Raw genomic sequence first — 23,060 nt, 5'->3', positions numbered from 1 at the left:
AAGCGGGGGCTTACCCCACTCCCCCTTATTTGGTGCCAAACATCCGGTCACCCGCATCCCCCAGGCCCGGCACGATATAGCCGTGGTCATCGAGATGGCTGTCGAGCGAGGCGGTGACGATCGGCACATCGGGATGCGCGGCCTTCATCCGCGCCACACCCTCGGGCGAGGCCAGCAGGCACAGGAAGATGATATTCGTCGCGCCCTTCTCTTTCAGAAGGTCAATGGCGGCCACCGAGGAGTTGCCGGTTGCCAGCATCGGATCGACGGCAATGGTCAGACGCTCATCCAGATTTTCCGGCACTTTGCAGTAATATTGCACCGGCAGCAGGGTCTCGGGGTCGCGGTACATGCCAAGGAAGCCCACGCGCGCCGCCGGGATCAGCTCAAGAATACCGTCCATCAGACCATTGCCCGCGCGCAGAATCGAGACCAGCGCCAGCTTTTTGCCCTCAATCGCCGGGGCATCCATCGCCATCATCGGCGTGTCGATTCGGCGGGTGGTCAGCGGCAGATTGCGGGTCACCTCATAGGCCAGCAGCAGCGAGATCTCGCGCAGAAGGCGGCGGAATGAGGCGGTGGAGGTGTTTTTATCCCGCATGATCGACAGCTTATGCTGCACCAGCGGATGCGACACGATGGTCAGATGCTCGGTGGTGTAATCGGTCATGCGGTGCTCTCCAGCTTCTTTAAAATTCGGGCTTTGGTATCAGTGTCACAGAATGCCGCGTCAAGCGCAGTGTGACCAAGGCGCATAAACTGCCCCTCGTCCCAGTCAAATGCGGCATGGAGTCCCTCATACTCACGGGTGAGTGAGGTGTGAAAGAAAGGAGGATCATCGGTTGAGATCGTCACCTTCACCCCCCGCCGGTCCAATTCGCTGATCGGATGGTGGCGCAGATCGGGATAAAGCCCAAGCGCGATGTTTGAGCCCGGGCAGACCTCCAGCGTGATTCCGCGCTCGGCCAGCTCATCGACCAGCGCCAGATCCTCAATCGCCCGCACGCCGTGACCGATGCGCGTGACACCCAGATCCTGCAGCGCATCGCGGATTTCCTGCGGCCCGCGCCATTCCCCGGCATGGGTGGTCAGGCCCAGCCCCGCCTCCCGCGCGCAGTCAAAGGACCAGGCGTAGTCTTTTTGCGCCCCCACCGTCTCATCGCCGCCCATGCCGAAGCCGGTGACAAAGCGCCCCGCCGTCTCGGCGGCACAAAGCGCTGCGCGTTTCGCGCGCTCAGGGCCAAAGTGGCGCACGCAGGTCAGGATCCCGCGCAGCTCAGGCCCGCCCTGCGCGGCACACTGCGCCGCGGCCTCTTCAATGGCTGCCAGATAGTCCCGCCAGGCCGACAGATCGCCGCCGCCACAAAAATCGGGCGACAGGAAAGTCTCGGCATAGACCACGCCCTGATCCGCGCTGTCTTCCAGCACGGCGCGGGTCAGGCGGGCGTAATCTTCAGGGCTTTGCAGCACGGAAGTCGCCGCTTCATAAACCGCCAGAAAGCCTGCGAAATCGGTGAATTTATAGCGGCCGCGCTCGTCAAAAATGCCGCTGATGTCGATATGGCGGCGCGCGGCCAGATCGCGGATCAGCGCGGGCGGTGCCGCCCCTTCGAGATGCAGGTGTAACTCTAATTTCGGGATCACAGAAAGCTCCTTCCGGGGCCGGGGGTTTTCACCCCGAAATGGGCGGCGACCGAGGCCGCCACATCGACGAAACCGCACTGCCCGATCGCCCCCGCCCCCGCGCCGGCACAAAGCACCGGAACCCGCTCACGGGTATGTTCGGTGCCGCGGAAGGTCGGGTCATTGCCGTGATCGGCGGTGAAAATCGCCAGATCGCCAGGGCGCAGCCTGGCAAGGAAGGCCCCTGCCCGCGCATCAAACCACTCCAGCGCCCGGGCATAGCCTGCGACATCGCGGGTATGACCATAAAGCGTGTCAAATTCGACGAAATTCGCGAAGATCAGCGCGCCTTCTTCGGCCTCATCCGCCAGCCGGATCAGGTGATCGGCCAGATCCGCGTCGCTTTTGCCCTTATGCAGATGGGACACGCCCCGCATCGAGAAAATATCGCCGATTTTTCCGATGGCATGGGTCACCCGCCCCGCATCGGAGACCGCATCCAGCAGCGTCGGCCCCGGAGGGGTGATCGCATAATCGCGCCGATTGGGGGTGCGCCGGAAATCCTCGGCCCCGCCGAGGAAGGGGCGCGCGATGACGCGGCCCACCCCACGCTCATGAAGCCAGGGCGCGAGGTCCTCGCAGAGCTTTAAAAGCCGCTCCAGACCGAAATGCTCCTCATGCGCCGCAATCTGAAAGACACTGTCGGCGGAGGTATAACAGATCGGCCAGCCGGTCCGCAGATGCTCTCCGGCAAGCTCGCTTAAGATGCGCAGACCTGAGGAATGGCAGTTGCCAAGGATCCCCGCGGTTCCGGCAATCTCGCAGACCTTTGCCACCAGATCGGGCGGAAAGGCCGGAGTTTCATCGGGAAAATAGGTCCACTCAAAAGGCACCGGCAGCCCGGCAAGCTCCCAGTGACCCGAGGGGGTATCCTTGCCGCGCGAGACCTCTGTCGCCGCGCCCCAGCGCCCCTCAGGTTGAGCAACGAGCCCGGGCGCGGCAGAACCACAGGCCAGATGAACGGCCCGCCCAAGGCCCAGCGCATCAAGGACCGGCATCTTCAGCGGGCCGCTGCGCCCCTGATCGGCGCGGCCTTCGGCGCAGGCCTGCGCGATATGCAGCAGGGTATTGGCGCCCTCATCGCCAAAGAAGGCCGCATCCGGTGCGCCGCCGATGCCCACCGAATCCATCACAATCAGAAATGCCCGCGCCATTCAGCTGACCCGATCCTGCACCAGTTTCACCGGCGCGGGAGTGCCCTCCCGAAAGGCATTTTGCAAGCGCGCAATCGCAGTATGTGCCGCCGCCTCATCCTCCGCATGGACCCTGCACAGCGGATCGCCCGCCCGCACCTCGGTGCCCGGCGCGAGCAGCGCACTCAGCCCCACGGCCGGGTTCACGGCATCGCTTTCGCGCAGCCGGCCGCCGCCGAGATGGACGACAGCTTCGCCCAGCTCACGGGTATTGATCGCGCCAATCCTGCCGCTGAAGGGCGCGGGACAGTGCAGAACCACCGGGGCCTTTGGCAGCAGATCACCGTAGCGCGCCAGCAGATCCGACGGCCCGCCCTGCGCCGCGATCATCCGGCCAAACCGCTCTGCCGCGCGGCCTGATGAAAGGGCCTCGCTGATCCGCGCGCGCCCTGCCGCCGGGCTGCCCTCCGCGCCGCAAAGCGCCAGCAGTTCGCCGCCCAGCGCGATGGTCAGCTCACGCAGCCGGGCGCTGTCTTCGGCTCCCGTCAGAAGATCAAGCGTTTCAATGACTTCAAGCGCGTTCCCGGCACTCCGGCACAGCGGTTGATCCATATCGGTTATCAGCGCCACCGTGGCACAGCCCGCGCCCTTTGACGTCTCCACCAGCGCCCGCGCAAGCGCCTGAGCCGAGGCCGCATCGGGCAAAAACGCCCCCGAGCCGCATTTGACATCCAGAACCAGCGCCTCAAGTCCCGCCGCCAGTTTCTTCGAAAGGATCGAGGCGGTGATCAGATCGATGCTCTCAACCGTGGCGGTGACATCGCGGACCGCGTAAAGCCGCCGGTCCGCCGGGGCCAGATCGCGCGAGGCCGCGACGATGGCGGCCCCCTCGCGGGCGACAATGGCGCGAAACTCTGCTTGCTCAAAATTGACCCGCAGCCCCGGGATCGCCTCCAGTTTATCGAGGGTGCCCCCGGTGTGACCCAGCCCCCGGCCCGAGATCATCGGCACATAGACCCCGCAGTCCGCAAGCGCCGGGGCCAGCGCCAGCGAGACCACATCGCCGACGCCACCGGTGGAATGTTTGTCGACCACCGGCCCTGGCAGATCCCAGCGCAGGGCAGAACCGCTGTCGCGCATGGCCGATGTCAGCGCGACACGCCCGCCTTCTGAAAGCCCCCGCAACAGGACGGCCATGGCAAAAGCCCCGGCCTGGGCATCGCTGACCGCCCCGGAGGCCAGCCCCGCCGCAAACCAGCGCAGATCCTCAGGCGAAGGCTCAGCGCCGTCGCGCAGCGCGGCAATGATGGCGCGGGCCGAGCTCATTTCGCACCCATATGTGTCGCCCCGAACGCACCCGGCAACAGATCCCCGATGGTGGTGCGCCGCTCCAGCCCGGATGTGGTGCAAAGCGTCACCTGCACCTCAGGCCCGCCAAATTCCGCCAGCTTTTGCCGACAGCCGCCGCAGGGCGGCACCGGATGCGGGCTGTCTGCAATGACCAGAACCTCCCTCAGCCGCGTCTCGCCTGCGGCGACCATGGCGGCAATTGCCCCGGCTTCGGCGCAGGTGCCTTCGGGATAAGCGGCGTTCTCAACATTGCAGCCGCGATAAACCGCGCCGGAGGCACCGCGCACCGCCGCTCCGACCCGAAAGCCCGAATAGGGCGCCCAGGCATTCAGTCGCACCTCAGTTGCCGCCTGCAAAAGTGACATGCCTTCCCCCCGCGTTGCTGCGGTCAGACTGCCTGCGGGCCGGAGCCATGTCCAGCGCGGCGGGCGGCCCAAAGCGGCCCCCCGCCCGCAGGGTTACTGCGCGGCCTGCAGCGCCTTTGCCCTGGCGGTCAGAAGGGCTGCGCCCTGCTGCACCCTGTCGCGGTAGCGCCGGTTCATCCCGCTGCGCGCGAGTTTCAGCGACTGCAAAAAGAGCCGCGCCGCCAGCGTGCGGGGCCGGATCTCAGAGGTAACGGTCAGGCGGCAATGCAAAGGCGAGAGCGGCAGCAGCTCCAGCCGCACCGAGCCTTCGGCCGCTTTGCCGGTGATGTCAAAGGCCAGAAGCTCAGGGGTGAGGATCTGAGCAATCCGCAATTCAACCTCACGCGCGCGCTGTCGGAAGCGGAATTCGGTCTTCCAGGCCGGAGAGGCCCCGCGCTCCAGCCGCTTCAGACCTGCGCCGCGTGCGCGGGCCTCGGCCTCAAGCCCGTCGATATCTGACAGCACCGCCCAGACATCCGCCACCGGTGCCCCGATTTCCTCACTGGTGATGAATTTCATCTCTGCTCCTGCTGTATTGGGGCGACGCGTAAGGGGGAAACCCCGCTCACTCTGTCGCCGAGGTCTTTCAATCCAGTGAATCCGCGACCCAGGCCTGCATCAGAAAATGCGCGATCGCACCTCTGCGCGCGCCTTTCACCACAGCGTGCCGGCCCGCCAGCACCTCCACCATCTCTTCGCGACTGATCCACAAAGCATGTTCCAGCTCTTCGGGGTCAATGTCGATCTCTTCGCTCAGCGCCTCGCCGTGGCAGCCCAGCATCAGAGAGGCCGGGAAGGGCCAGGGCTGGCTGGCCAGATAGCTGACCCGGCCGACACGGATCCCCGCTTCTTCGAAAACCTCCCGCCGCACCGCCGCCTCCAGCGTCTCACCCGGCTCAATGAAACCTGCGAGCAGCGAATACATCCCCGGCGGCCAGCCGCGCGAGCGCCCGAGCAGCAGATGATCCCCCCGCGTCACCAGCATGATCGCCACCGGATCGGTGCGCGGAAAATGCGAGGACCCACAGGCGGTGCAATTGCGCTGCCAGCCCGAGACCGCAGGCTCAGAGGGCTGACCACAGCGCGCACAAAAGGCATGGCTGCGGTGCCATTCAAAAAGCCCGCGCGCCGTGGCCGCAATTTCCGCCTCAAGGGGCGACAGGCCGGTCATGACGCCGCGCAGTTCGGTAAAGCGCAGATCGCCGGGCAGATCAGGATGCGACTGCTCGCCGGGATCAAAGAAGGCGACCTCCGCGGCGGCATCCACACCCGTCGGCTGAAAGCCCGACATTTCAGCCGCAAAAATCGCGCGCTCGTCGATCTGGCCGAGAAAAAGCCACAGGCCCGCATCGCGCAGAGCCGGGTGATCGACCGGCAGCAGGCCCAGATCGTCGCGGCTTTCTCCGGCGATCAGGGGCCTGCCCCGCCAGACCGGCAGCACGCGGCTGGTGGGAGAAGTGCGCAAAATGCGCTGGCGTGTCTCATCGCCGCGCAGCCATGCTGCCCGGTCAAGCCCGCCAAGTCCCCCGAATGTCACCGTTTCTGCTGCCTGCATCCGCCTGTCTCCCCGGTCTGGTCAAAGTGATGACATGCCGGACCCGCAACGGAAAGGGGTTCTGCGGGTAAGAGTGAGCCCCCCCGCCCGCTTCGGCGGGGTAAAATGTTGCACATTCGCAACTCTGCGGTGTAACTTTTTGACAAGGTTGTGTCAGTGCTGGTAACGCAAACGTCCAGTTGAGCAACTTCATTCCTTGCGATCCGAAAAGCTACCAGGCAGACGTGTGATCCCAGCCGTAACTTCATTTCCTCAGCCGCTGCGCTGCAATCTCACGATTCTGGCGACGAGTGATCTGCATCTGCAACTCTGCCCCTGGGATTATTACGCCAATCGCGCCGCACCCGGCACCGGTCTGGCGGCTGTCTCGGGCGCTCTGGCGCGGCTGCGGGCGGAAAGCGGCAATACGCTTCTGGTGGATAACGGCGATTTCCTGCAGGGCTCGGCCCTGGGCGATGCGCTGCTGGCAGAGCGGCACGGCAAGGCCCGGGCGCATCCGATGATTGCGGCCATGAACCTTGCGGGCTTTGATGCGGTCTCGCTGGGCAATCACGATTTCGATTATGGCCTCGGGGTGCTGAGTGCGGCGCTGTCGGAGGCAAAATTCCCGGCGCTCTGCGCCAATCTGACCGGGGCAGAGCGCGTGGCGGTGCCCTATGCGGGCTGGACGATCCTGCACCGCGAGATGATCGACAGCGCGGGCAATCCCTGCCGTCTGCGAATCGGCCTTTTTGGGGTCACGCCACCCCAGGTGATGATGTGGAACCAGCCAAAGCTGGCCGGACGGCTCCGGGCGCGGGGGATGATTTCAGCGGCGCGTGACGCGATTGCCGGCATGCAAAAGACGGGCGTGGATCTGATCGTCGGGCTTTGCCACTGCGGGATCGGCACGCCGGGCGCACAGGACAGTGATGAAAATGCGGCCCTTGCCATTGCCGCCCTGCCCGGGGTCGATGCGCTGGTCGCCGGCCACACCCATGATGTCTTTCCCGGGCCCGATTTTGCCGGAACCAGGGGCGTCGACATTGAGACTAGCACACTGGCGGGTAAGCCGGCCTGCATGCCGGGATTTGGCGCAAGCCACGTCGGCCTGCTGCATCTTGAGCTGTCTCCCCGCGCGGGCGGCGGCTGGCAGGTGCAGACCGGGCGCGGCGAGGCCCGTCCCCTGACGCCTCCGCGCTCCGCCGGCCCCCCGCCGGAGATGAGTTTTCGCGAGGCCTGCGACGCCTCGGCCGGGCTGTCGCCCGAATTTGCAGCCCTTTGCCTGCAGGCCCATGAGGCCACGGTCAGCCATCTTGACCGCGCGGTCGGGCGCAGTGAGAGCCACCTTTCAAGCTATTTCGCCATGACGGGCGACTGCCCCGTCACCGGCCTCGTGACCGATGCCATGCTATGGTATCTCAAAAGCCGCCTGCCCCAGGCCGAGCGCGGCACGGCGCGGCTCCTGGCCGCAGCCTCGCCCTGGCGGGCAGGCGGGCGGCGCGGACCTTCGCATTACACCAACCTGCCCCCCGGCCCGGTGCTGGCGCGCGATGTGGCAGCCCTTTGTCCCTTCCCCGATGAGCTGCGCGCTCTGCGGCTGACGGGGCGCGAGCTGGCCGACTGGCTGGAGCATTCGGCGCGGGCCTTCAATACGATCCCTCCGGGCAGCCGCGACATGGCACTGCTGGCCGATGACTGGGCGAGCTATAATTTCGACGTCATCCGCGGCCTGACCTATGAGATCGACCTCAGCGGCCCGGGGCCCCGTATCCGCAACCTCTGCTGCGAGGGCCTCCCGGTCCGGGAGAGTGACAGCTTCCTTCTGGCCACCACCTCTTACCGGGCGGCGGGGGGCGGCGGATTTCCCGCCACCGGCCCCGAAGGACGGGTGCTTTTTGACACCGCGCTGACCATCGGGCGCATTGTGGAAGAGTTTCTCACCCGCAACGGGGCCTACCGCGCCGCAGCCACCACGCCCTGGTCCTTCACGCCGGTCCCGGAGGCCACGGCGATCTTTGAAACCGGACCCTGCGCCATCGCCCTGTTGCCGCGGCGCGGCTTTGAAAGCCTGGGCAACGAGCCGGACGGATTTTTGCGGCTGCGAATGAACATGGGTGAAATCGGCCCCTTGCATCCGGCAGACTGACAGCGTATCTGCAGCGTCGAGAGGCTGGCGCGGGCAGGCGCCTCGCCAACCCGGTCAGGTCCGGAAGGAAGCAGCCGTAACGAGCCCCGTCTGGGTCGCTGTCCGGTCTCTCACCTATCCCCCCACACTCTCCCAACTGATGCATTCGCCCCTTACCCTGCGTAAGGTGATGCGCATTCGTATCACTTCCCCTCGCGGCCCATTGACGCACGTGGGGCAGGCCCCCTATCTCCCGACGGTCTGATTGCAAGATCGCCTGCGGAGAACGCCTGGAATGACTGCCCCCTCACGACATCCGACGATCCGCAGCTCTCTGCCCTTTTCCGCCGCCCTCTGCGCGGCTGTGATGGCCTTTGCGCCCCCGGTTCCGGCAGCCCCTGCGATGCCTGCGCCCGAAACCACCGTGAACCGCCCGGCAATTTCGGTGGTCGCCGTGCGGCCTGCCGCCCTGCGCGACCGGATTTTTACCGGCGGGCTGATCCAGGCTCAGGAGACTGTGCTGGTCACGCCCCTCATCGAAGGGCAGTCGGTTGAGGCGCTTCTGGCAGAGGTTGGTCAGATTGTGAAGGCGGGTGAGGTGCTGGCACGGCTCTCGCCGACCACGCTAGAGCTGAACCGCAGCCAGCTCGTCGCCTCGGTGGCGGCGGCCAATGCCACGGTGGCCCAGGCCGCAGCGCAGGTCACCGACGCCGAAGCCGCGCTGGCTGAGGCCGAACGTGCCGCCACCCGGGTCCTCAGCCTGCAGGAGCGCGGCAATGCCTCTGAGGCGGCCGCCGATCAGGCGAGAACCGCCTCTGTCTCAGCCGTGGCACGGCTCACTGTGGTACGCCAGTCGCTGGAGGCCGCAAAGGCCCAGGCCGATTCCACCGCGGCGCAGCTTGCCAATGTGGAGCTGAACCTTTCACGCACCGAAGTCCGCGCACCGGTTGCGGGCGAGATCGTTGCCCGCAACGCCCAGGTCGGCGGCGTGGCCAGTGCCGCCGGGGCGCCGATGTTCACGCTGATGCGCGACGGCGCTTTAGAGCTGCGGGCCGAACTGAGCGCCACGGATCTGCTGCGCATCGCCCCCGGACAGGCGGCCGATCTGCGCCTGCCCGGCCAGCACGAAACGCTGCGCGCAACCGTGCGGCTGGTGGAGCCCGCCCTCGATCTCAGCAGCCGTCTTGGCTATGCGCGGCTGGCGCTGGATGCACCGGGCACCGCGCGCGCGGGGATGTATGGGGAAGCGGTGGTGCTGATTGCCGCGCGCGAAGGGCTGACCCTGCCGCTGACGGCGGTGACCACGGGCACGAGGGGCGCTTTTGTGATGGTGGTGGACACCGAAGGCCGCGTCAGCCGCCGTCCCGTCACGACGGGCATTCGCGACGGCGATCTGGTCGAAGTGCTGAGCGGTCTGACAGAGGGCGAGACGGTGGTCGCCCGCGCCGGATCCTTCGTGCGCGAGGGCGATCAGATCACCCCGGTCGCAGAAACCACGAAATAGAGAAGGCGGCGCGATGAATTTCTCTGCCTGGGCCATCCGCAACCCCGTCGCGCCGATCCTGGCCTTTGTGATCCTGATGCTGCTGGGCTGGCAGAGCTTCAATGCCCTGCCGATCACGCGTTTCCCGAATATCGACGTGCCGCTGGTCGCGGTCACGGTGGCGCAGAACGGTGCCGCCCCCGCGGAGCTGGAAAGCCAGGTCACCCGCGAGGTTGAGGATGCCGTCGCGGGCATCGCGGGCGTCAAAAACGTCTTCTCCAAGGTGCAGGATGGCGTCTCGACCACCTCGGTTGAGTTCCGCATGGATGTGACCACCGACCGCGCGCTGCAGGATGTGAAGGACGCGGTCGACCGCGTGCGCTCCTCCCTGCCTGCCGATGCGGAAGTGCCGGTGGTCTCAAAGATCGACGTTGAGGGCCAGGCGATCCAGACCTTTGCGGTCTCGGCCCCCGCCATGACCATCGAGGAACTGTCGTGGTTCGTCGACGATACCATCAAGCGCGCCCTTCAGGGCAAGCCCGGCATCGGGCGGATCGACCGCTATGGCGGGGCCAACCGCGAGATCCGGATTGAGCTTGATCCCCTGCTGCTCGACAGCTGGGGGGTGACCGCTCAGGCCGTCAGCCAGCAATTGCGCGCCACCAACAGCAATATCGGCTCGGGCCGGGCGGAACTGGCGGGATCCGAGCAGGCGATCCGCACCATCGGCAATGCCGCCACCGTGCGCGACCTCTCGGAGACGATGATCGCCGTGGGCGGCGGGCGGCATGTGCGGCTGTCGGAACTGGGCGTGGTGCGCGACACCTACGAGGAACTGCGCAGCTTCTCGCGCTTCAACGGCGATCCTGTGGTCACCTTTGCGGTCTTCCGCGCCAAGGGAGCCTCTGAGGTGACGGTGGCTGAAACGGTGGCTGAGGGCCTGCAGGGGCTGGCCGTCTCTCACCCCGATGTGACCGTAAGCCTGGTCGATGACACGGTTTTCTACACCTATGGCAATTATGAAAGCGCGCTCCACACCCTGATTGAAGGGGCGGCGCTGGCCGTTCTGGTGGTCTTTGCCTTCCTGCGGAACTGGCGCGCCACGCTGATCGCGGCGGTGGCGCTGCCGCTGTCGGCGGTGCCCACCTTCTTTGTGATGGAGCTTCTGGGCTTCTCGCTGAACCTGGTGTCCTTTCTGGCGATCACGCTGGCGACGGGGATCCTGGTCGATGATGCCATCGTCGAGGTCGAAAACATCGCCCGACATATGCGAATGGGCAAAAGCCCCTACCGCGCCTCCATCGAGGCCGCCGATGAGATCGGTCTTGCGGTGATTGCCACCGCCTTCACCATCGTGGCGGTTTTTGTGCCAGTCAGTTTTATGCCAGGGATTCCGGGGCAGTATTTCCGGCAGTTCGGCATGACGGTGGCGATCTCGGTGCTGTTCTCGCTGGTGGTGGCGCGGCTCATCACGCCGATGATGGCCGCCTATCTCATGCGCGAAAAAGACGCCGCCCATGACGAAAACCCGCAGGACGGGATCTTCATGCGCAGCTATCTGCGCTTTGTCCGCCGTTCAACCTCGGGTCATTTTCTGTTCATTCCGGCGCGCTATCTGACGCTGTTGTCGGGGATTGGCGCGCTGGTCGTCTCGGTTCATTTCATGCTTCAGGTGCCGGGTGAGTTCATGCCGCCCGAGGATGTGAGCCGGGTGTCCATCTCCGTCGAACTGCCCCCCGGCAGCACCCTGACCCGCACCGGCGAGACCACCGATGCCATGGTCGCCGCGATCAGCGACATTGAAGGAATTGAGAATATCTTCGTTCTGGGCGGCGCTTCGCCCAAGGGCGATCTCGATATCCGCCGCGCCACCATCACGGTGCTTTTGGAGAAACTCGATCACCGGCTGAGTTACCGGGTGGCCAATCTGGCGCGGCGGCTGCCGCTTTTTGGCAATCTGGTGCCGGTCATGGCGCCTCAGGGCCGCATCCGTGACCAGCGCGCCATTGAGACCGAGATTTTCAACCGTCTCGCGCCGATCCCGGATGTGCGGGCGATCAAACTCAATGACCGGGGTGAGCGGGAACTCTCTTTCTCGATCCTGAGCCAGGATGAGGCGGCCCTCGCTGAAGCCGTCTCGCGCCTTGAGGCGGCCTTTGTGGGAGAGCCGCTGCTGGCCGATGTCTCGACCGAAGGCGCGCTGCCGCGGCCTGAGCTGCAGATCACCCCGCGCATGGAAGAGGCCGCGCGGCTGGGGATCACCACCGCCGCCATGGCCAGTGTGCTCAGGGTGGCCACCATCGGGGATGCCGATGCGGCGCTGGCAAAGCTTTCGATCGACAATCGGATGATCCCGGTGCGGGTGCGCCTGAATGATGAAACCCGCAGTGACCCCTCGCGCATTGCGGCGCTGCGGGTGGTCGCGGCCAGCGGGATATCGGTGCCGCTTTCGGCGGTGGCGGGGATCACGCTCTCGGAAGGCCCTTCGCTGATTGACCGCCTGAACCGCGAGCGGCGGGCGGTCATCGGGGCGAACCTGCCGCCGGGGGTGGCGCTTGGCACCGCCACGGCGCGGTTCAAAGAGATCCTCGAAAGCGTCGATCTGCCCGAGGGCGTGCGCGTGGCGGAATCAGGCGATGCCGAAATTCAGGCTGAACTGAATGTCAGCTTCGTCAACGCCATGATCATGGGGCTGCTGTTCGTGCTGACCGTGCTGATTTTGCTGTTCAAATCGGTCATTCAGCCTTTCACCATCCTGCTGTCGCTGCCGCTGGCCATCGGCGGCGTGGCGGGGGCGCTGATCCTGACCAATTCGGCGCTGTCGATGCCGGTGCTGATCGGGATTCTGATGCTGATGGGGATTGTGACGAAAAACGCCATCCTGCTGGTCGATTTCGCCATCGAGATGCGCGCCCGCGGGATGGAGCGTTTTGCCGCCGTGATTGAGGCCGGTCACAAGCGCGCGCAGCCTATCGTCATGACCTCTATCGCGATGTCGGCGGGGATGCTGCCCTCGGCGCTTGGGGTGGGCGAGGGCGGCTCGTTCCGCGCGCCCATGGCCACGGCGGTGATCGGCGGGATCATCGTCTCAACGGTGCTGAGCCTGGTGGTGGTGCCGGCGTTTTATCTGATCATGGATGATCTGTCGCGGCTGGTCTCACGGCTGATGCGCGGGCTGATCGGCCCGAAAGAAGAAGAGATTGAGGCGCTGCCCGCAGAAGAGCTGACCCGCAGGCTGCTGGCGCTTGAAAAAGACGCCCCTGCCGCAAAGCCGGGAGAGGGCTGAGGCCGGGGCTCAGATCAGCGGGCTTTCGGCCCCTCAGGCCGGGTGATGAGAAACAGCGCCACGCAGCTCAGCACAATGGCCTGCGGGATCAGCGCCACGGCAGGCAGCCCAAGTGCCAGGCTGAAGGCGAAGGTCACCGCCATCATGGCCACCGCGATCACCTTGGCGCGGCGCGGAATCGCGCCATGCGCGCGCCAGTTTGAAATCAGCGGCCCGAAGGTTTTATGGCTGAGAAGCCAGGCATGGAGCCGTGGCGAGCCCTTGGCAAAACAGCCCGCCGCCAGCAGCATGAAAGGCGTGGTCGGCAGCAGCGGCAGCACCGCCCCGATCACGCCCAGCGCAAAGAACAGCCCGCCGAGCGCGACCCAGAGCGCGCGCATCAGCCCGCGTCCGGCATACGCAGCAGCGTGACGATGGTATCGCCATATTTGCGCTGATCGAGCATCTGAAAGGGCGCAGGGAGAAGGGGGGCGGAACTCTCCTCCCAGACCACCATGGCACCGGGGGCGATCCACTTGCCCTCCAGCGCCGAGGCGAGAGCCTTTTCGCCCAGACCCAGACCATAGGGCGGATCGAGGAAGATCAGATCATAGCCCGCACCGCGGTTGATCCCGAGGCGCGTGGCATCGCGGCGCCAGATCTCGGTCACGCCCATGGCGCGCATCTTCTCGACATTGCGGCGCTGAAGCGCGCGGGCGGCGGCACCGTCATCGACCATGGCGACCTTCACCGCACCGCGGCTCAGGGCCTCAAGGCCCAGCGCACCGGTTCCGGCAAAGAGATCAAGCACGCGGGCGCCGCGCACCGGATCGCCGTAATTGCCGTTCACCAGCAGATTGAAGATCGATTCGCGCACGCGGTCGGTGGTCGGGCGCAGATGCGCCGCCTGATCGCCTTCGCCGACATCGGCCAGATGCAGGCCACGAAACTGGCCGGAAATGATGCGCATGGGGGTTCTCCGAAATTCGCCGCGACCATAGCCGCGATGGCCGCCGCGCGAAAGGCGGCGGCGGCGCTCTCAGGTGTCGCAGGTCACATCAGGGTTTTGAGATCCGTTGCCGGATCGGCAACGAGCGCCGGATCGGCACTGCGGCCCGCCTCAATCAAACGGCGCGCGATCATGAAGGCGCGCGGATCGTTCATCGCATCCACCGCCAGCAGACGCCCGCCCTGGTAATACCAATGCGAGCGGGCGGGTGGCGCATCGCGCACAATCACCCGGTCATAGCCGGTGTTCAGCCCCGCGATCTGCAGCTTGACCTCATATTGATCCGACCAGAACCAGGGCTTTGGCTGATAATCCGCACCCTGCCCCGCGAGATCCGCCGCCACGCAGTCGCCCATATCGATGGCATGGGGCACCGATTCCAGGCGGATGCGCCCGGCTACGGTGGGAAAGCTTGCACAATCGCCGATCGCCCAGATCGCCGGATCCGAGGTGCGCCCGCGCAGGTCGGTGGCAATCCCGTTGTCGATCATAAGGCCCGCCGCTTCGGCGAGGCCGGTCTCAGGCAGAATGCCGATGCCCAGGATCACGAAATCACAGGCGATGTGACGGCCATCGGCCAGCTCGGCCCCGGTGACGCGGCCCGCCGCTCCGGTCAGACGCTCGACCCCGGTGCCTTCGATGATCGCAACGCCCCGCGCCTGGTGCAGGTCACGAAACCAGGTCGAGGTCTCGGGTGCGGCCACACGTTGCAGGATGCGCGGTGCCGCCTCGACCAGCGTCACCCGCAGGCCCTTTTTGCGGGCCACGGCCGCAGCCTCCAGCCCGATATAGCCGCCGCCAAGGATCAGCACATGGCGGCCCTCAGCATATTCGGGGGCCATGGCATCCACATCGACAAGCGCACGCACCGGATAGATCCCCGCCAGATCGCCCCCCCGATCCGCCGGCCAGCGCCGCGGGCGCGAGCCGGTGGCAAGGATCAGATGATCATAGGAAAAGCGCCCCTGAGAGGTCTCAACCGCTTTGGCCTCCCGGTCGATCGCGCTCACCTCAACCCCGGTGCGCAGATCGATGCGCTGCAACTCCCAGAAATCGGGGGCGCGCAGCATCAGACGCTCCAGCGGCATCTCGCCCAGCAGATAGCCCTTGGACAGCGGCGGGCGCTGGTAGGGGGCCGCGGGTTCCGCACCCAGCAGCGTGATCCCTGCCTCAGGGGCCAGCGCACGTAATTTCGCCGCCGCCGCCGCACCGGCCTGACCGGCCCCGACTATCACCACATCCATATGCGCCCCCTCTGGTCAAACCGAGGTTGGAGCCTATAGTTTGCTCCCTGTCAAATGCAACGCGCGAGGAGACCCCGATGACCATTTCTGCCGGTGATAAACTGCCTGAGGCCAATCTGATCCGTCTGGGCGCCAATGGCCCCGAAGCGGTCTCGACCGGCGCTCTCACCAAAGGCCGCAAGGTCGTGATCTTCGCGGTGCCGGGCGCTTTCACCCCCACCTGCCACTCGGCCCATGTGCCGAGCTTTGTGCGCACCATCGATCAGTTCAAAGCCAAAGGCGTGGACGAAGTGGTCTGCGTCGCGGTGAACGATGTCTTCGTGATGAAAGCCTGGGGCGAGGCCACTGGTGCTACGGCAGCGGGCATCACCATGCTGTCAGACGCGGGCGATTACACCAAAGCCCTGGGGCTGAGCTTTGACGGCGCGGCAGCGGGTCTGATCGGCCGCTCCAAGCGCTATGCGATGTATGTGGTTGATGGCGTGGTCGAAAAACTGCAGCTGGAAGCAAGCCCCGGCGTCTGCGAGATTTCGGGCGGCGAAGCGCTTCTTGCCGAAATCTGAGCGGGTTTCAGACCTGTGACAGGCGGCCTCCCGCAGGGGGGGCCGCTTTTTCATTGCAGCCTGCCCACGGGCCTGGCAAAGCTTGGCAAAAATACCGGAGGGACCGATGGCCGCTATCACCTGCATCGAAGATCTGCGCCGCATCTACAAGCGCCGCGCGCCGAAGATGTTTTACGATTATGCCGAATCCGGGGCCTGGACCGAGCAGACTTTCCGCGACAATACCGCCGATTTCTCTGAGATCCGTCTGCGCCAGAAAGTGGCGGTGGATATGTCGAACCGCAACCTGCGCTCGCAGATGATCGGCCAGGATGTCACCATGCCGGTGGCGCTGGCTCCGGTGGGTATGACGGGGATGCAGCATGCCGATGGTGAGATCCTGGCCGCCCGCGCGGCCGAAGCCTTTGGCGTGCCCTTCACGCTCTCGACCATGTCGATCTGTTCGCTGGAAGATGTCGCCGCCCATACCACGCGGCCCTTCTGGTTTCAGCTTTATGTCATGCGGGATGAGGATTTCGTGCGCCGCCTGATTGAGCGGGCGAAGGCGGCGAAAGTCTCGGCCCTGGTGATTACGCTCGATCTGCAGATCCTCGGGCAGCGCCATAAGGATCTGAAAAACGGCCTCTCCGCGCCGCCGAAGCTGACGCCTGCGACCCTGGCCGATCTGGCGCTGCGCTGGCGCTGGGGCATGGGGATGCTGCAGACCAAACGGCGCAGCTTTGGCAATATCGTCGGTCACGCGAAGAATGTCGGCGATACCTCCTCGCTGTCGAGCTGGACCGCCGAGCAGTTTGATCCCCAGCTTGACTGGAACAAGATCGCGAAGCTGAAAGAGATGTGGGGCGGCAAGGTGATCCTGAAGGGGATCCTGGATGCCGAAGACGCGAAGATGGCCGCCAAAGTCGGGGCCGATGCCATTGTGGTCTCAAACCACGGCGGGCGTCAGCTCGACGGGGCGCTGTCTTCCATCCGGATGCTGCCTGCGATCATGGATGCGGTCGGCGATCAGGTGGAGGTCCATCTCGATGGCGGCATCCGCTCGGGCCAGGACGTGCTGAAGGCGCTCGCACTCGGGGCAAAGGGGACCTATATCGGGCGCTCTTTCGTCTATGGCCTGGGTGCCATGGGGCAAAAGGGTGTGACCACCGCGCTGGAACTGATCCGGCGTGAGCTGGATCTGAGCATGGCTTTGTGCGGTGAGCGTGACATTCACAACATCCGCCGCGACAACCTGCTGGTCCCTGAGGGCTTCTTTACCCGCTACAGCTGAAGCCCCGTTGCAGGCCAGGCGGCTCCGGTCTAGAAGACCGGGCTGCCCTCTGCGGCTCTCTCTGACACTTTGCGAAAGCACAGGGTGCCAATCCCTGTAACCCGGCTTATAATTCCCCCATGTCCCTGCCCCCTGGTTTCCTTGATGAACTGCGCAACCGACTGTCGCTCGCACAGGTCGTCGGGCGCAAAGTCACATGGGATCCCCGCAAGTCGAACCAGGGCAAGGGCGACTGGTGGGCACCCTGCCCGTTTCACCAGGAAAAATCTGCGTCTTTTCATGTGGATGACCGCAAGGGCTATTATTATTGCTTCGGCTGCCAGGCCAAGGGCGATGCTGTCTCCTTTGTGATGAACAGCGAAAACGTCGCCTTCATGGAGGCGGTGGAGATCCTCGCCCGGGAGGCCGGGGTGCAGATGCCTGCCCGCGACCCAAGGGCCGCCCAGGTCGCCGACAAACGCGGCAAGCTGACGGAAGTCATGGAAGCCGCGGTTCAGCACTACCGCCTGATGCTGCGCGGCTCTCAGGGCCAGCAGGCGCGCGACTATCTGGCCCGCCGCCGCCTGACCGAGCAGGCCCAGGACCGCTGGCAGATCGGCTGGGCGCCCAATATCCGCAACGGCCTGACCCAGGCGCTGATCGCCAAAGGCTTCACCCCTGAGCAGGTGGTGGAAGCGGGCCTTGCCATCAAGCCCGATGACGGCGGCGCGCCCTTTGACCGTTTCCGCGGCCGGGTGATCTTTCCGATCCGCGATGCGCGGGGCCGTGCGATTTCGCTGGGCGGGCGGGCGCTTGATCCCAATGCTCAGGCGAAATACCTCAACGGGCCTGAGACCGCGCTTTTCGACAAGGGCCGCTCGCTCTTTAACCACGGCCCCGCCCGGGAGGCGGCTGGCAAGGGCCAGCCCCTGGTGGTGGCTGAGGGCTATATGGATGTCATCGCCCTCTCTGAGGCGGGCTTTCAGGCCACGGTGGCCCCTCTGGGCACCGCCGTCACCGCCGATCAGCTGGCGCTTTTGTGGCGCATCTCCGATGAGCCGGTGATCGCGCTCGACGGCGATGCCGCGGGCACCCGTGCCGCGCTGCGGGTGATTGATCTGGCACTGCCGCTGCTGGTCGCGGGCAAGGGTCTGCGCTTTGCGGTGCTGCCCCAGGGGCTGGACCCCGATGATCTGATCAAGGCTGAGGGGCCCCAGGCCTTCCAGCGCGTCCTTAAGAAGGCCCAGCCCATGGCGCGGCTGATCTGGACCCGCGAGACCGAAGGCAAGGTCATCGACAGCCCCGAGCGCCGCGCAGCACTCGATAAATCTTTGCGCACGCTTTTGGGCAAGATCGCGGATCCCTCGATCCGGACGCATTACGGGCTGGAACTCAAACGCCTGCGCGAAGAGCTCTTTGGCACCGGTGTGGCCGCCCCCCGCGGCTTCCTGCCGCCCAAGCATCTGCGCCCGCGCAACGCGCCAGGCGGGCGTGGCACAGCGCCACAGGCGATCGCGCCCAGCCCCGGCGCACTCAACTCGCTGCTGGCCTCGGAAGGCACCGCCGTCGAAGAGCGTCTGCGCGAAGCGGTGATCCTTGCGCTGCTGGCCCATTTCCCGGCATTGATGGCGGAATTCGAAACTTCGCTTTCGATGATGGATTGTCTTGATCCGGTCTGTCAGTCTCTGCGTCAGACCCTGTTTCGGGCGCTGCTGACCGAGCGGCCGGAAGAAATCATCCGCTCCCTCGGGGCGGGTGACCTTGAAACCCTGATGGCCATGCGCCATGTCTCTATTGTTCCGGCTTTGCGAAATCCGTCAGATATCAGTTCTGCACGTATGTGCCTTGCTGAGGAATTCGCCAAGCTGGAAGCCCGCCGTGCCGCACGGCGGGAAATTGCGGAAGCGATGGATGAAGTTGAGGCCCTTGCCGATGAGGGCCTGACATGGCGGCTCGGACAGGCGGCAGAGGCCGTCAACCGGGCCGGACGAGTGAGTAATGAGGATTCGAGTGACCTTGGTGAAGACCGTTCTGCCCTTTCAGGCCACCTGCAAAGCCTCATTGATTCGCAGGTTTGGGTAAAGAAGCGGAGCTGAGGCTTCCCCTCGCCGCGATTCGCGGTATTGAGTGAAAGATCGGGCCCGGGTGATTCGCGACTCACCGGGCCATACGCGCGTAAGGAGCATCCATGGCGATGAAGGACACCGACGACGTCAAGCCGGCCGAACAGGACGCCGAAATCACCCTGGACATGAGCCAGGCTGCTGTCCGGAAGATGATCGCCGATGCGCGTGAGCGGGGCTTTATCACCTACGAGCAGCTGAACACGGTTCTGCCGCCCGAGCAGGTGGCATCGGAACAGATCGAAGACGTTATGTCGATGCTCTCAGAAATGGGCATCAACGTCATCGAGGAAGAAGAAGTCGAAGAAGGCGAGACCGCGGGTGAGCTGGTGGAAACCGGCTCGGGCTCGCGTGAGATCGCGATTGCCGGCGTGCAGTCTGAGACGCTGGACCGCACCGATGACCCGGTGCGGATGTATCTGCGTGAGATGGGCTCGGTGGAGCTTTTGTCGCGCGAGGGCGAAATCGCCATCGCCAAGCGCATCGAGGCCGGCCGCAACACCATGATCGCCGGGCTTTGTGAAAGCCCGCTGACCTTCCAGGCTATCACGATCTGGCGCGACGAACTTCTGTCGGAAGACATTCTTCTGCGCGACGTGATCGACCTTGAAGCGACCTTCGGCCGCTCGGTCGAGGGGGAGGAAGGCCTCGAAGGCGCTGAGATCGAGGGCATCGAGCCGGGCAGCGCCGAGGCCTCGGCAGCCCCGCGCCGCACGTCGTCTGAGCCGGAATATGACGCCGACGGAAATCTTCTGTCGCGCGGCGATGACGATGAGGACGACGATGACGCGTCGAACATGTCGCTTGCCGCCATGGAAGCGGCGCTGAAGCCCAAGGTTCTCGAAACCCTGGAAGTCATCGCCCGCGACTATGAGACCCTTGCAGAAATGCAGGATCTGCGGATGACCGCGACGATGTCCGAAAAGAGCAAATATTCGGCCGCCGATGAGGCCGCTTATCAAAAGCTCCGCTCGGAAATCGTTATGCTGGTGAACGAGCTGCACCTGCACAACAACCGGATCGAAGCGCTGGTCGACCAGATCTACGGTATCAACCGCCGGATCATGTCGATCAACTCGGGCATGGTGAAGCTGGCGGATCAGGCCCGCATCAACCGCCAGGAGTTCATCCAGGAATACCAGGGCTACGAACTGGACCCGACCTGGATCGACCGCATGTCCGCCAAAGGCGGCCGCGGCTGGACGGCGCTGATTGAAAAGAACCGCGCCCAGGTCGAAGAGCTTCGCGGCGATATGGCCCAGGTCGGCCAATATATCGGCGTCGATATCTCGGAATTCCGCCGCATCGTGAACCAGGTCCAGAAGGGCGAGAAAGAAGCCCGTCAGGCTAAGAAGGAAATGGTGGAAGCCAACCTTCGTCTGGTGATCTCGATTGCGAAGAAATACACCAACCGCGGTCTGCAGTTCCTCGACCTGATCCAGGAAGGCAACATCGGTCTGATGAAGGCCGTGGATAAGTTCGAATACCGCCGCGGCTATAAGTTCTCGACCTATGCGACCTGGTGGATCCGTCAGGCGATCACCCGCTCGATCGCCGATCAGGCACGGACCATCCGTATCCCGGTCCATATGATCGAGACGATCAACAAGCTGGTCCGCACCGGCCGTCAGATGCTCCATGAGATCGGCCGTGAGCCGACCCCGGAAGAGCTGGCCGAAAAGCTGCAGATGCCGCTGGAGAAGGTTCGCAAGGTGATGAAGATCGCCAAAGAACCGATCTCGCTGGAAACCCCGATCGGGGACGAAGAAGACAGCCAGCTCGGCGATTTCATCGAGGACAAAAACGCGGTTCTTCCGCTGGATTCGGCGATTCAGGAAAACCTGAAAGAGACCACGACCCGTGTGCTCGCCTCGCTGACCCCGCGCGAAGAGCGTGTTTTGCGGATGCGCTTTGGCATCGGCATGAACACCGACCACACCCTTGAGGAAGTCGGCCAGCAGTTCAGCGTGACCCGCGAACGGATCCGTCAGATTGAGGCCAAGGCGCTGCGCAAGCTGAAGCACCCCTCGCGGTCGCGCAAGCTTCGCAGCTTCCTCGACCAGTAATCTGCTGAAAATGCAACAACGCCGGCTCTGTCCTCAGAGCCGGCGTTTTGCTTTCTGCCGGGCTGTGGCAGAAGGCCCGGGAACGGAGAACCCCATGCGCGCCCTGCCCCTTCTGCTGCTGCCCTTCCTTGCCACGCCCGCCCCTGCCGATGAGGCCGCCCTTGCCAAAGGCCGCGCCTTTACCGAGGCCAATTGCGCGCGCTGCCATGCGGTGGGCAGCACGGATCACAGCCCGAACCCGCGCTCGATCCCCTTTCGGTTTGTGGCGCGGCTCTATCCGATTGATTATCTGGCAGAAGCACTGGCCGAGGGCATTGCCGTCAGCCATGAGATGCCGGAATTCGTGCTGGAAGCCGATGAGATCGAGCCGCTTTTGCTCTATCTCGACTCGATTCAGGTTCGCTGAACCTCAGGGCGCAATCGAGCAGCAGCCCGAGAGCATCGGCCGCTCACCACCCCGCAGCGACAGCACCACCTGCAGCGCAAAGCTGCGCTCAGACATGCCATCCGAGCAGTCCTGCGGAAAGATCACCGCCGTCAGATCACCGGCCTGAACCGCGCGGATCCGGTCCTCGGGAAAGCCCCGATCACTGACCGAGGTGATTGCATAACTCTGCTCACCGCTGTCAGGGCTGCGCAGATGCAGGCTGCTGCCGCTTTGACGCAGATCCCAGAAGGGCTCCGTGCCAAAGCAGGCCAGCCCCTCGGGCAGTTGCCCGCTCTGCCAGAGAGAGCCGGGGAAGCTCAGATAGCGCATGGCCACCCAGCCGCTGCCCTCGCCCGCATTGATCTGCGCCCAGGCCCCGTCAGAAGACTGCCCCGTCACCTCAATCTGCACGCGGTCAGGCGCAAGACGCCCGAGGATCGGGGCGCTGGCCGAGGGTTCGGCGCGGATATTGAGCATATCCCCCGCCCCGACACCGGTGACGTTATAAAGCTCCGGCAGGACCACAGGCTCTGCCCAGGCGATGGCGGGCAAAAGCGATAAGGCTAAGAACATGGATTTCATCGGATCCTCCCTCTGCGCCCATCATCCCGTCTGACCGCCGGAAGAGCAAGGAAAGCGAGGCCTGACACAGCAAAAGCCAGGGCACATCGGCGTGAGGCGTGTGATGATCTTCAGGGGAGGAAGTGGTGCCCGGAGACGGATTCGAACCGCCGACACGCGGATTTTCAATCCGCTGCTCTACCAACTGAGCTATCCGGGCACTAAGGGGCAGCGCTGGCTGCCGTCTGCGTTTTACATAGCCAAAGGGGCGCAGCCTGTCCAGCACTGATTTCATCTAAGTGTCAGATCAGATTGAAAAATATGCCCGATCAAAACGGAAATGACTCCCAACCGGCATCAGGAGTGTTCAGCATATAATCTGGGGGAGGAAGTGGTGCCCGGAGACGGATTCGAACCGCCGACACGCGGATTTTCAATCCGCTGCTCTACCAACTGAGCTATCCGGGCACTAAGGGGCAGCGCTGGCTGCCGTCTGCGTTTTACATAGCCAAAGGGGCGCAGCCTGTCCAGCACTGATTTCATCTAAGTGTCAGATCAGATTGAAAAATATGCCCGATCAAAACGGAAATGACTCCCAACCGGCATCAGGAGTGTTCAGCATATAATCTGGGGGAAGAAGTGGTGCCCGGAGACGGATTCGAACCGCCGACACGCGGATTTTCAATCCGCTGCTCTACCAACTGAGCTATCCGGGCACTCTGTGACAGTGTTTCACTGTCGGTAGCGGGGTAATATCGAAGCCCATCCGCGCTGTCCAGAGGGCGCGGCAGAAAAAACACCGCAAAAGGCAAAATTCCCGATTGTTCCGAAAATTCCT

The 23,060-nt window shown here is 64.5% G+C and carries 19 protein-coding genes, 3 tRNA genes and 1 other RNA gene; 9 read left to right on the top strand and 14 right to left on the bottom strand.

The window, feature by feature from the left end; translation table 11 throughout:
• Nucleotides 1–25 precede the first annotated feature (25 nt).
• The 7 genes from upp to nudC all read right to left on the bottom strand — a co-directional run bounded on the left by upp (nucleotide 26) and on the right by nudC (nucleotide 6,125).
• Complete coding sequence (gene upp / locus EG244_RS04825; protein ID WP_124963876.1) at nucleotides 26–670, bottom strand: uracil phosphoribosyltransferase; 645 nt, start codon at nucleotides 668–670, stop codon at nucleotides 26–28.
• Nucleotides 667–1,644 carry an adenosine deaminase gene (locus EG244_RS04820; protein WP_124963875.1) on the bottom strand — a complete coding sequence of 326 codons (978 nt, stop codon included), beginning with the start codon at nucleotides 1,642–1,644 and terminating at the stop codon, nucleotides 667–669. Before EG244_RS04820 ends, upp begins: the two co-directional genes overlap by 4 nt.
• On the bottom strand, nucleotides 1,641–2,837 hold the full coding sequence (locus EG244_RS04815) for a phosphopentomutase (protein ID WP_124963874.1): 1,197 nt from the start codon (nucleotides 2,835–2,837) through the stop codon (nucleotides 1,641–1,643). The genes EG244_RS04820 and EG244_RS04815 overlap by 4 nt, the downstream gene beginning before the upstream one ends.
• Nucleotides 2,838–4,142: a thymidine phosphorylase gene (locus EG244_RS04810; protein WP_124963873.1), complete on the bottom strand. Its 1,305-nt coding sequence runs from the start codon at nucleotides 4,140–4,142 to the stop codon at nucleotides 2,838–2,840.
• Nucleotides 4,139–4,531 carry a cytidine deaminase gene (locus tag EG244_RS04805; RefSeq protein WP_124963872.1) on the bottom strand — a complete coding sequence of 131 codons (393 nt, stop codon included), beginning with the start codon at nucleotides 4,529–4,531 and terminating at the stop codon, nucleotides 4,139–4,141. The genes EG244_RS04810 and EG244_RS04805 overlap by 4 nt, the downstream gene beginning before the upstream one ends.
• A 93-nt stretch (nucleotides 4,532–4,624) precedes the next feature.
• Nucleotides 4,625–5,089, bottom strand: coding sequence for an SRPBCC family protein (locus EG244_RS04800; RefSeq protein WP_124963871.1), 465 nt, complete (start codon nucleotides 5,087–5,089; stop codon nucleotides 4,625–4,627).
• A gap of 67 nt (nucleotides 5,090–5,156) precedes the next feature.
• On the bottom strand, nucleotides 5,157–6,125 hold the full coding sequence (gene nudC, locus EG244_RS04795) for an NAD(+) diphosphatase (protein WP_124963870.1): 969 nt from the start codon (nucleotides 6,123–6,125) through the stop codon (nucleotides 5,157–5,159).
• Between the two features lie 226 nt (nucleotides 6,126–6,351).
• Between nudC and EG244_RS04790 the strand changes: the two genes are divergently transcribed.
• The 4 genes from EG244_RS04790 to EG244_RS04775 all read left to right on the top strand — a co-directional run bounded on the left by EG244_RS04790 (nucleotide 6,352) and on the right by EG244_RS04775 (nucleotide 13,001).
• Nucleotides 6,352–8,253, top strand: coding sequence for a 5'-nucleotidase C-terminal domain-containing protein (locus tag EG244_RS04790; protein ID WP_158617237.1), 1,902 nt, complete (start codon nucleotides 6,352–6,354; stop codon nucleotides 8,251–8,253).
• Between the two features lie 17 nt (nucleotides 8,254–8,270).
• Nucleotides 8,271–8,369, top strand: an RNA gene (gene ffs / locus EG244_RS04785) — signal recognition particle sRNA small type.
• A 158-nt stretch (nucleotides 8,370–8,527) separates the two neighbouring features.
• On the top strand, nucleotides 8,528–9,736 hold the full coding sequence (locus EG244_RS04780) for an efflux RND transporter periplasmic adaptor subunit (protein WP_124963868.1): 1,209 nt from the start codon (nucleotides 8,528–8,530) through the stop codon (nucleotides 9,734–9,736).
• Between the two features lie 13 nt (nucleotides 9,737–9,749).
• Nucleotides 9,750–13,001 carry an efflux RND transporter permease subunit gene (locus EG244_RS04775; protein ID WP_124963867.1) on the top strand — a complete coding sequence of 1,084 codons (3,252 nt, stop codon included), beginning with the start codon at nucleotides 9,750–9,752 and terminating at the stop codon, nucleotides 12,999–13,001.
• Nucleotides 13,002–13,015: 14 nt separating this feature from the next.
• Here EG244_RS04775 and EG244_RS04770 read toward each other — a convergent pair whose 3' ends face one another.
• The 3 genes from EG244_RS04770 to EG244_RS04760 all read right to left on the bottom strand — a co-directional run bounded on the left by EG244_RS04770 (nucleotide 13,016) and on the right by EG244_RS04760 (nucleotide 15,233).
• Nucleotides 13,016–13,381 (bottom strand): YbaN family protein, encoded by a 366-nt coding sequence (locus tag EG244_RS04770; protein ID WP_124963866.1) that lies wholly within the window; start codon nucleotides 13,379–13,381, stop codon nucleotides 13,016–13,018.
• Complete coding sequence (rsmD, locus tag EG244_RS04765; RefSeq protein WP_124963865.1) at nucleotides 13,381–13,950, bottom strand: 16S rRNA (guanine(966)-N(2))-methyltransferase RsmD; 570 nt, start codon at nucleotides 13,948–13,950, stop codon at nucleotides 13,381–13,383. The genes EG244_RS04770 and rsmD overlap by 1 nt, the downstream gene beginning before the upstream one ends.
• 83 nt (nucleotides 13,951–14,033) lie before the next feature.
• Complete coding sequence (locus EG244_RS04760; protein ID WP_124963864.1) at nucleotides 14,034–15,233, bottom strand: NAD(P)/FAD-dependent oxidoreductase; 1,200 nt, start codon at nucleotides 15,231–15,233, stop codon at nucleotides 14,034–14,036.
• Between the two features lie 77 nt (nucleotides 15,234–15,310).
• Here EG244_RS04760 and EG244_RS04755 point away from each other — a divergent pair, with 77 nt between their 5' ends.
• The 5 genes from EG244_RS04755 to EG244_RS04735 all read left to right on the top strand — a co-directional run bounded on the left by EG244_RS04755 (nucleotide 15,311) and on the right by EG244_RS04735 (nucleotide 21,640).
• Entirely contained in the window at nucleotides 15,311–15,796 is a 486-nt protein-coding gene (locus EG244_RS04755; RefSeq protein ID WP_124963863.1) for a peroxiredoxin, read from the top strand.
• A 106-nt stretch (nucleotides 15,797–15,902) separates the two neighbouring features.
• The gene (locus EG244_RS04750) at nucleotides 15,903–17,066 is read left to right on the top strand and encodes an alpha-hydroxy acid oxidase (RefSeq protein WP_124963862.1); all 1,164 of its coding nucleotides are present in this window, start codon (nucleotides 15,903–15,905) and stop codon (nucleotides 17,064–17,066) included.
• A 119-nt stretch (nucleotides 17,067–17,185) separates the two neighbouring features.
• The gene (gene dnaG / locus EG244_RS04745; protein ID WP_124963861.1) at nucleotides 17,186–19,141 is read left to right on the top strand and encodes a DNA primase; all 1,956 of its coding nucleotides are present in this window, start codon (nucleotides 17,186–17,188) and stop codon (nucleotides 19,139–19,141) included.
• A gap of 92 nt (nucleotides 19,142–19,233) precedes the next feature.
• Entirely contained in the window at nucleotides 19,234–21,234 is a 2,001-nt protein-coding gene (gene rpoD, locus EG244_RS04740; protein WP_124963860.1) for an RNA polymerase sigma factor RpoD, read from the top strand.
• Nucleotides 21,235–21,328: 94 nt separating this feature from the next.
• On the top strand, nucleotides 21,329–21,640 hold the full coding sequence (locus tag EG244_RS04735) for a c-type cytochrome (protein ID WP_124963859.1): 312 nt from the start codon (nucleotides 21,329–21,331) through the stop codon (nucleotides 21,638–21,640).
• A gap of 3 nt (nucleotides 21,641–21,643) precedes the next feature.
• Here EG244_RS04735 and EG244_RS04730 read toward each other — a convergent pair whose 3' ends face one another.
• The 4 genes from EG244_RS04730 to EG244_RS04715 form a co-directional block, all read right to left on the bottom strand.
• Complete coding sequence (locus EG244_RS04730; protein WP_124963858.1) at nucleotides 21,644–22,243, bottom strand: SH3 domain-containing protein; 600 nt, start codon at nucleotides 22,241–22,243, stop codon at nucleotides 21,644–21,646.
• A gap of 123 nt (nucleotides 22,244–22,366) precedes the next feature.
• A tRNA-Phe gene (locus EG244_RS04725) sits at nucleotides 22,367–22,442 on the bottom strand.
• Between the two features lie 172 nt (nucleotides 22,443–22,614).
• A tRNA-Phe gene (locus EG244_RS04720) sits at nucleotides 22,615–22,690 on the bottom strand.
• A gap of 172 nt (nucleotides 22,691–22,862) precedes the next feature.
• A tRNA-Phe gene (locus EG244_RS04715) sits at nucleotides 22,863–22,938 on the bottom strand.
• Nucleotides 22,939–23,060 lie beyond the last annotated feature (122 nt).

It is taken from the genome of Falsigemmobacter faecalis (genome assembly GCF_003863335.1).
GTDB classification, from domain to species: Bacteria; Pseudomonadota; Alphaproteobacteria; order Rhodobacterales; family Rhodobacteraceae; genus Wagnerdoeblera; species Wagnerdoeblera faecalis.
This window is presented reverse-complemented; position numbering and strand designations above follow the sequence as displayed.

Excerpts from the sequence above, each read along its gene's own strand:
- upp (WP_124963876.1), bottom strand. The coding sequence starts at position 670 with ATGACCGATTACACCACCGAGCATCTGACCATCGTGTCGCATCCGCTG.
- EG244_RS04815 (WP_124963874.1), bottom strand. The coding sequence starts at position 2,837 with ATGGCGCGGGCATTTCTGATTGTGATGGATTCGGTGGGCATCGGCGGC.
- EG244_RS04810 (WP_124963873.1), bottom strand. The coding sequence starts at position 4,142 with ATGAGCTCGGCCCGCGCCATCATTGCCGCGCTGCGCGACGGCGCTGAG.
- EG244_RS04805 (WP_124963872.1), bottom strand. The coding sequence starts at position 4,531 with ATGTCACTTTTGCAGGCGGCAACTGAGGTGCGACTGAATGCCTGGGCG.
- EG244_RS04800 (WP_124963871.1), bottom strand. The coding sequence starts at position 5,089 with ATGAAATTCATCACCAGTGAGGAAATCGGGGCACCGGTGGCGGATGTC.
- nudC (WP_124963870.1), bottom strand. The coding sequence starts at position 6,125 with ATGCAGGCAGCAGAAACGGTGACATTCGGGGGACTTGGCGGGCTTGAC.
- EG244_RS04780 (WP_124963868.1), top strand. The coding sequence starts at position 8,528 with ATGACTGCCCCCTCACGACATCCGACGATCCGCAGCTCTCTGCCCTTT.
- EG244_RS04775 (WP_124963867.1), top strand. The coding sequence starts at position 9,750 with ATGAATTTCTCTGCCTGGGCCATCCGCAACCCCGTCGCGCCGATCCTG.
- EG244_RS04770 (WP_124963866.1), bottom strand. The coding sequence starts at position 13,381 with ATGCGCGCGCTCTGGGTCGCGCTCGGCGGGCTGTTCTTTGCGCTGGGC.
- rsmD (WP_124963865.1), bottom strand. The coding sequence starts at position 13,950 with ATGCGCATCATTTCCGGCCAGTTTCGTGGCCTGCATCTGGCCGATGTC.
- EG244_RS04760 (WP_124963864.1), bottom strand. The coding sequence starts at position 15,233 with ATGGATGTGGTGATAGTCGGGGCCGGTCAGGCCGGTGCGGCGGCGGCG.
- EG244_RS04755 (WP_124963863.1), top strand. The coding sequence starts at position 15,311 with ATGACCATTTCTGCCGGTGATAAACTGCCTGAGGCCAATCTGATCCGT.
- EG244_RS04750 (WP_124963862.1), top strand. The coding sequence starts at position 15,903 with ATGGCCGCTATCACCTGCATCGAAGATCTGCGCCGCATCTACAAGCGC.
- dnaG (WP_124963861.1), top strand. The coding sequence starts at position 17,186 with ATGTCCCTGCCCCCTGGTTTCCTTGATGAACTGCGCAACCGACTGTCG.
- rpoD (WP_124963860.1), top strand. The coding sequence starts at position 19,234 with ATGGCGATGAAGGACACCGACGACGTCAAGCCGGCCGAACAGGACGCC.
- EG244_RS04735 (WP_124963859.1), top strand. The coding sequence starts at position 21,329 with ATGCGCGCCCTGCCCCTTCTGCTGCTGCCCTTCCTTGCCACGCCCGCC.
- EG244_RS04730 (WP_124963858.1), bottom strand. The coding sequence starts at position 22,243 with ATGAAATCCATGTTCTTAGCCTTATCGCTTTTGCCCGCCATCGCCTGG.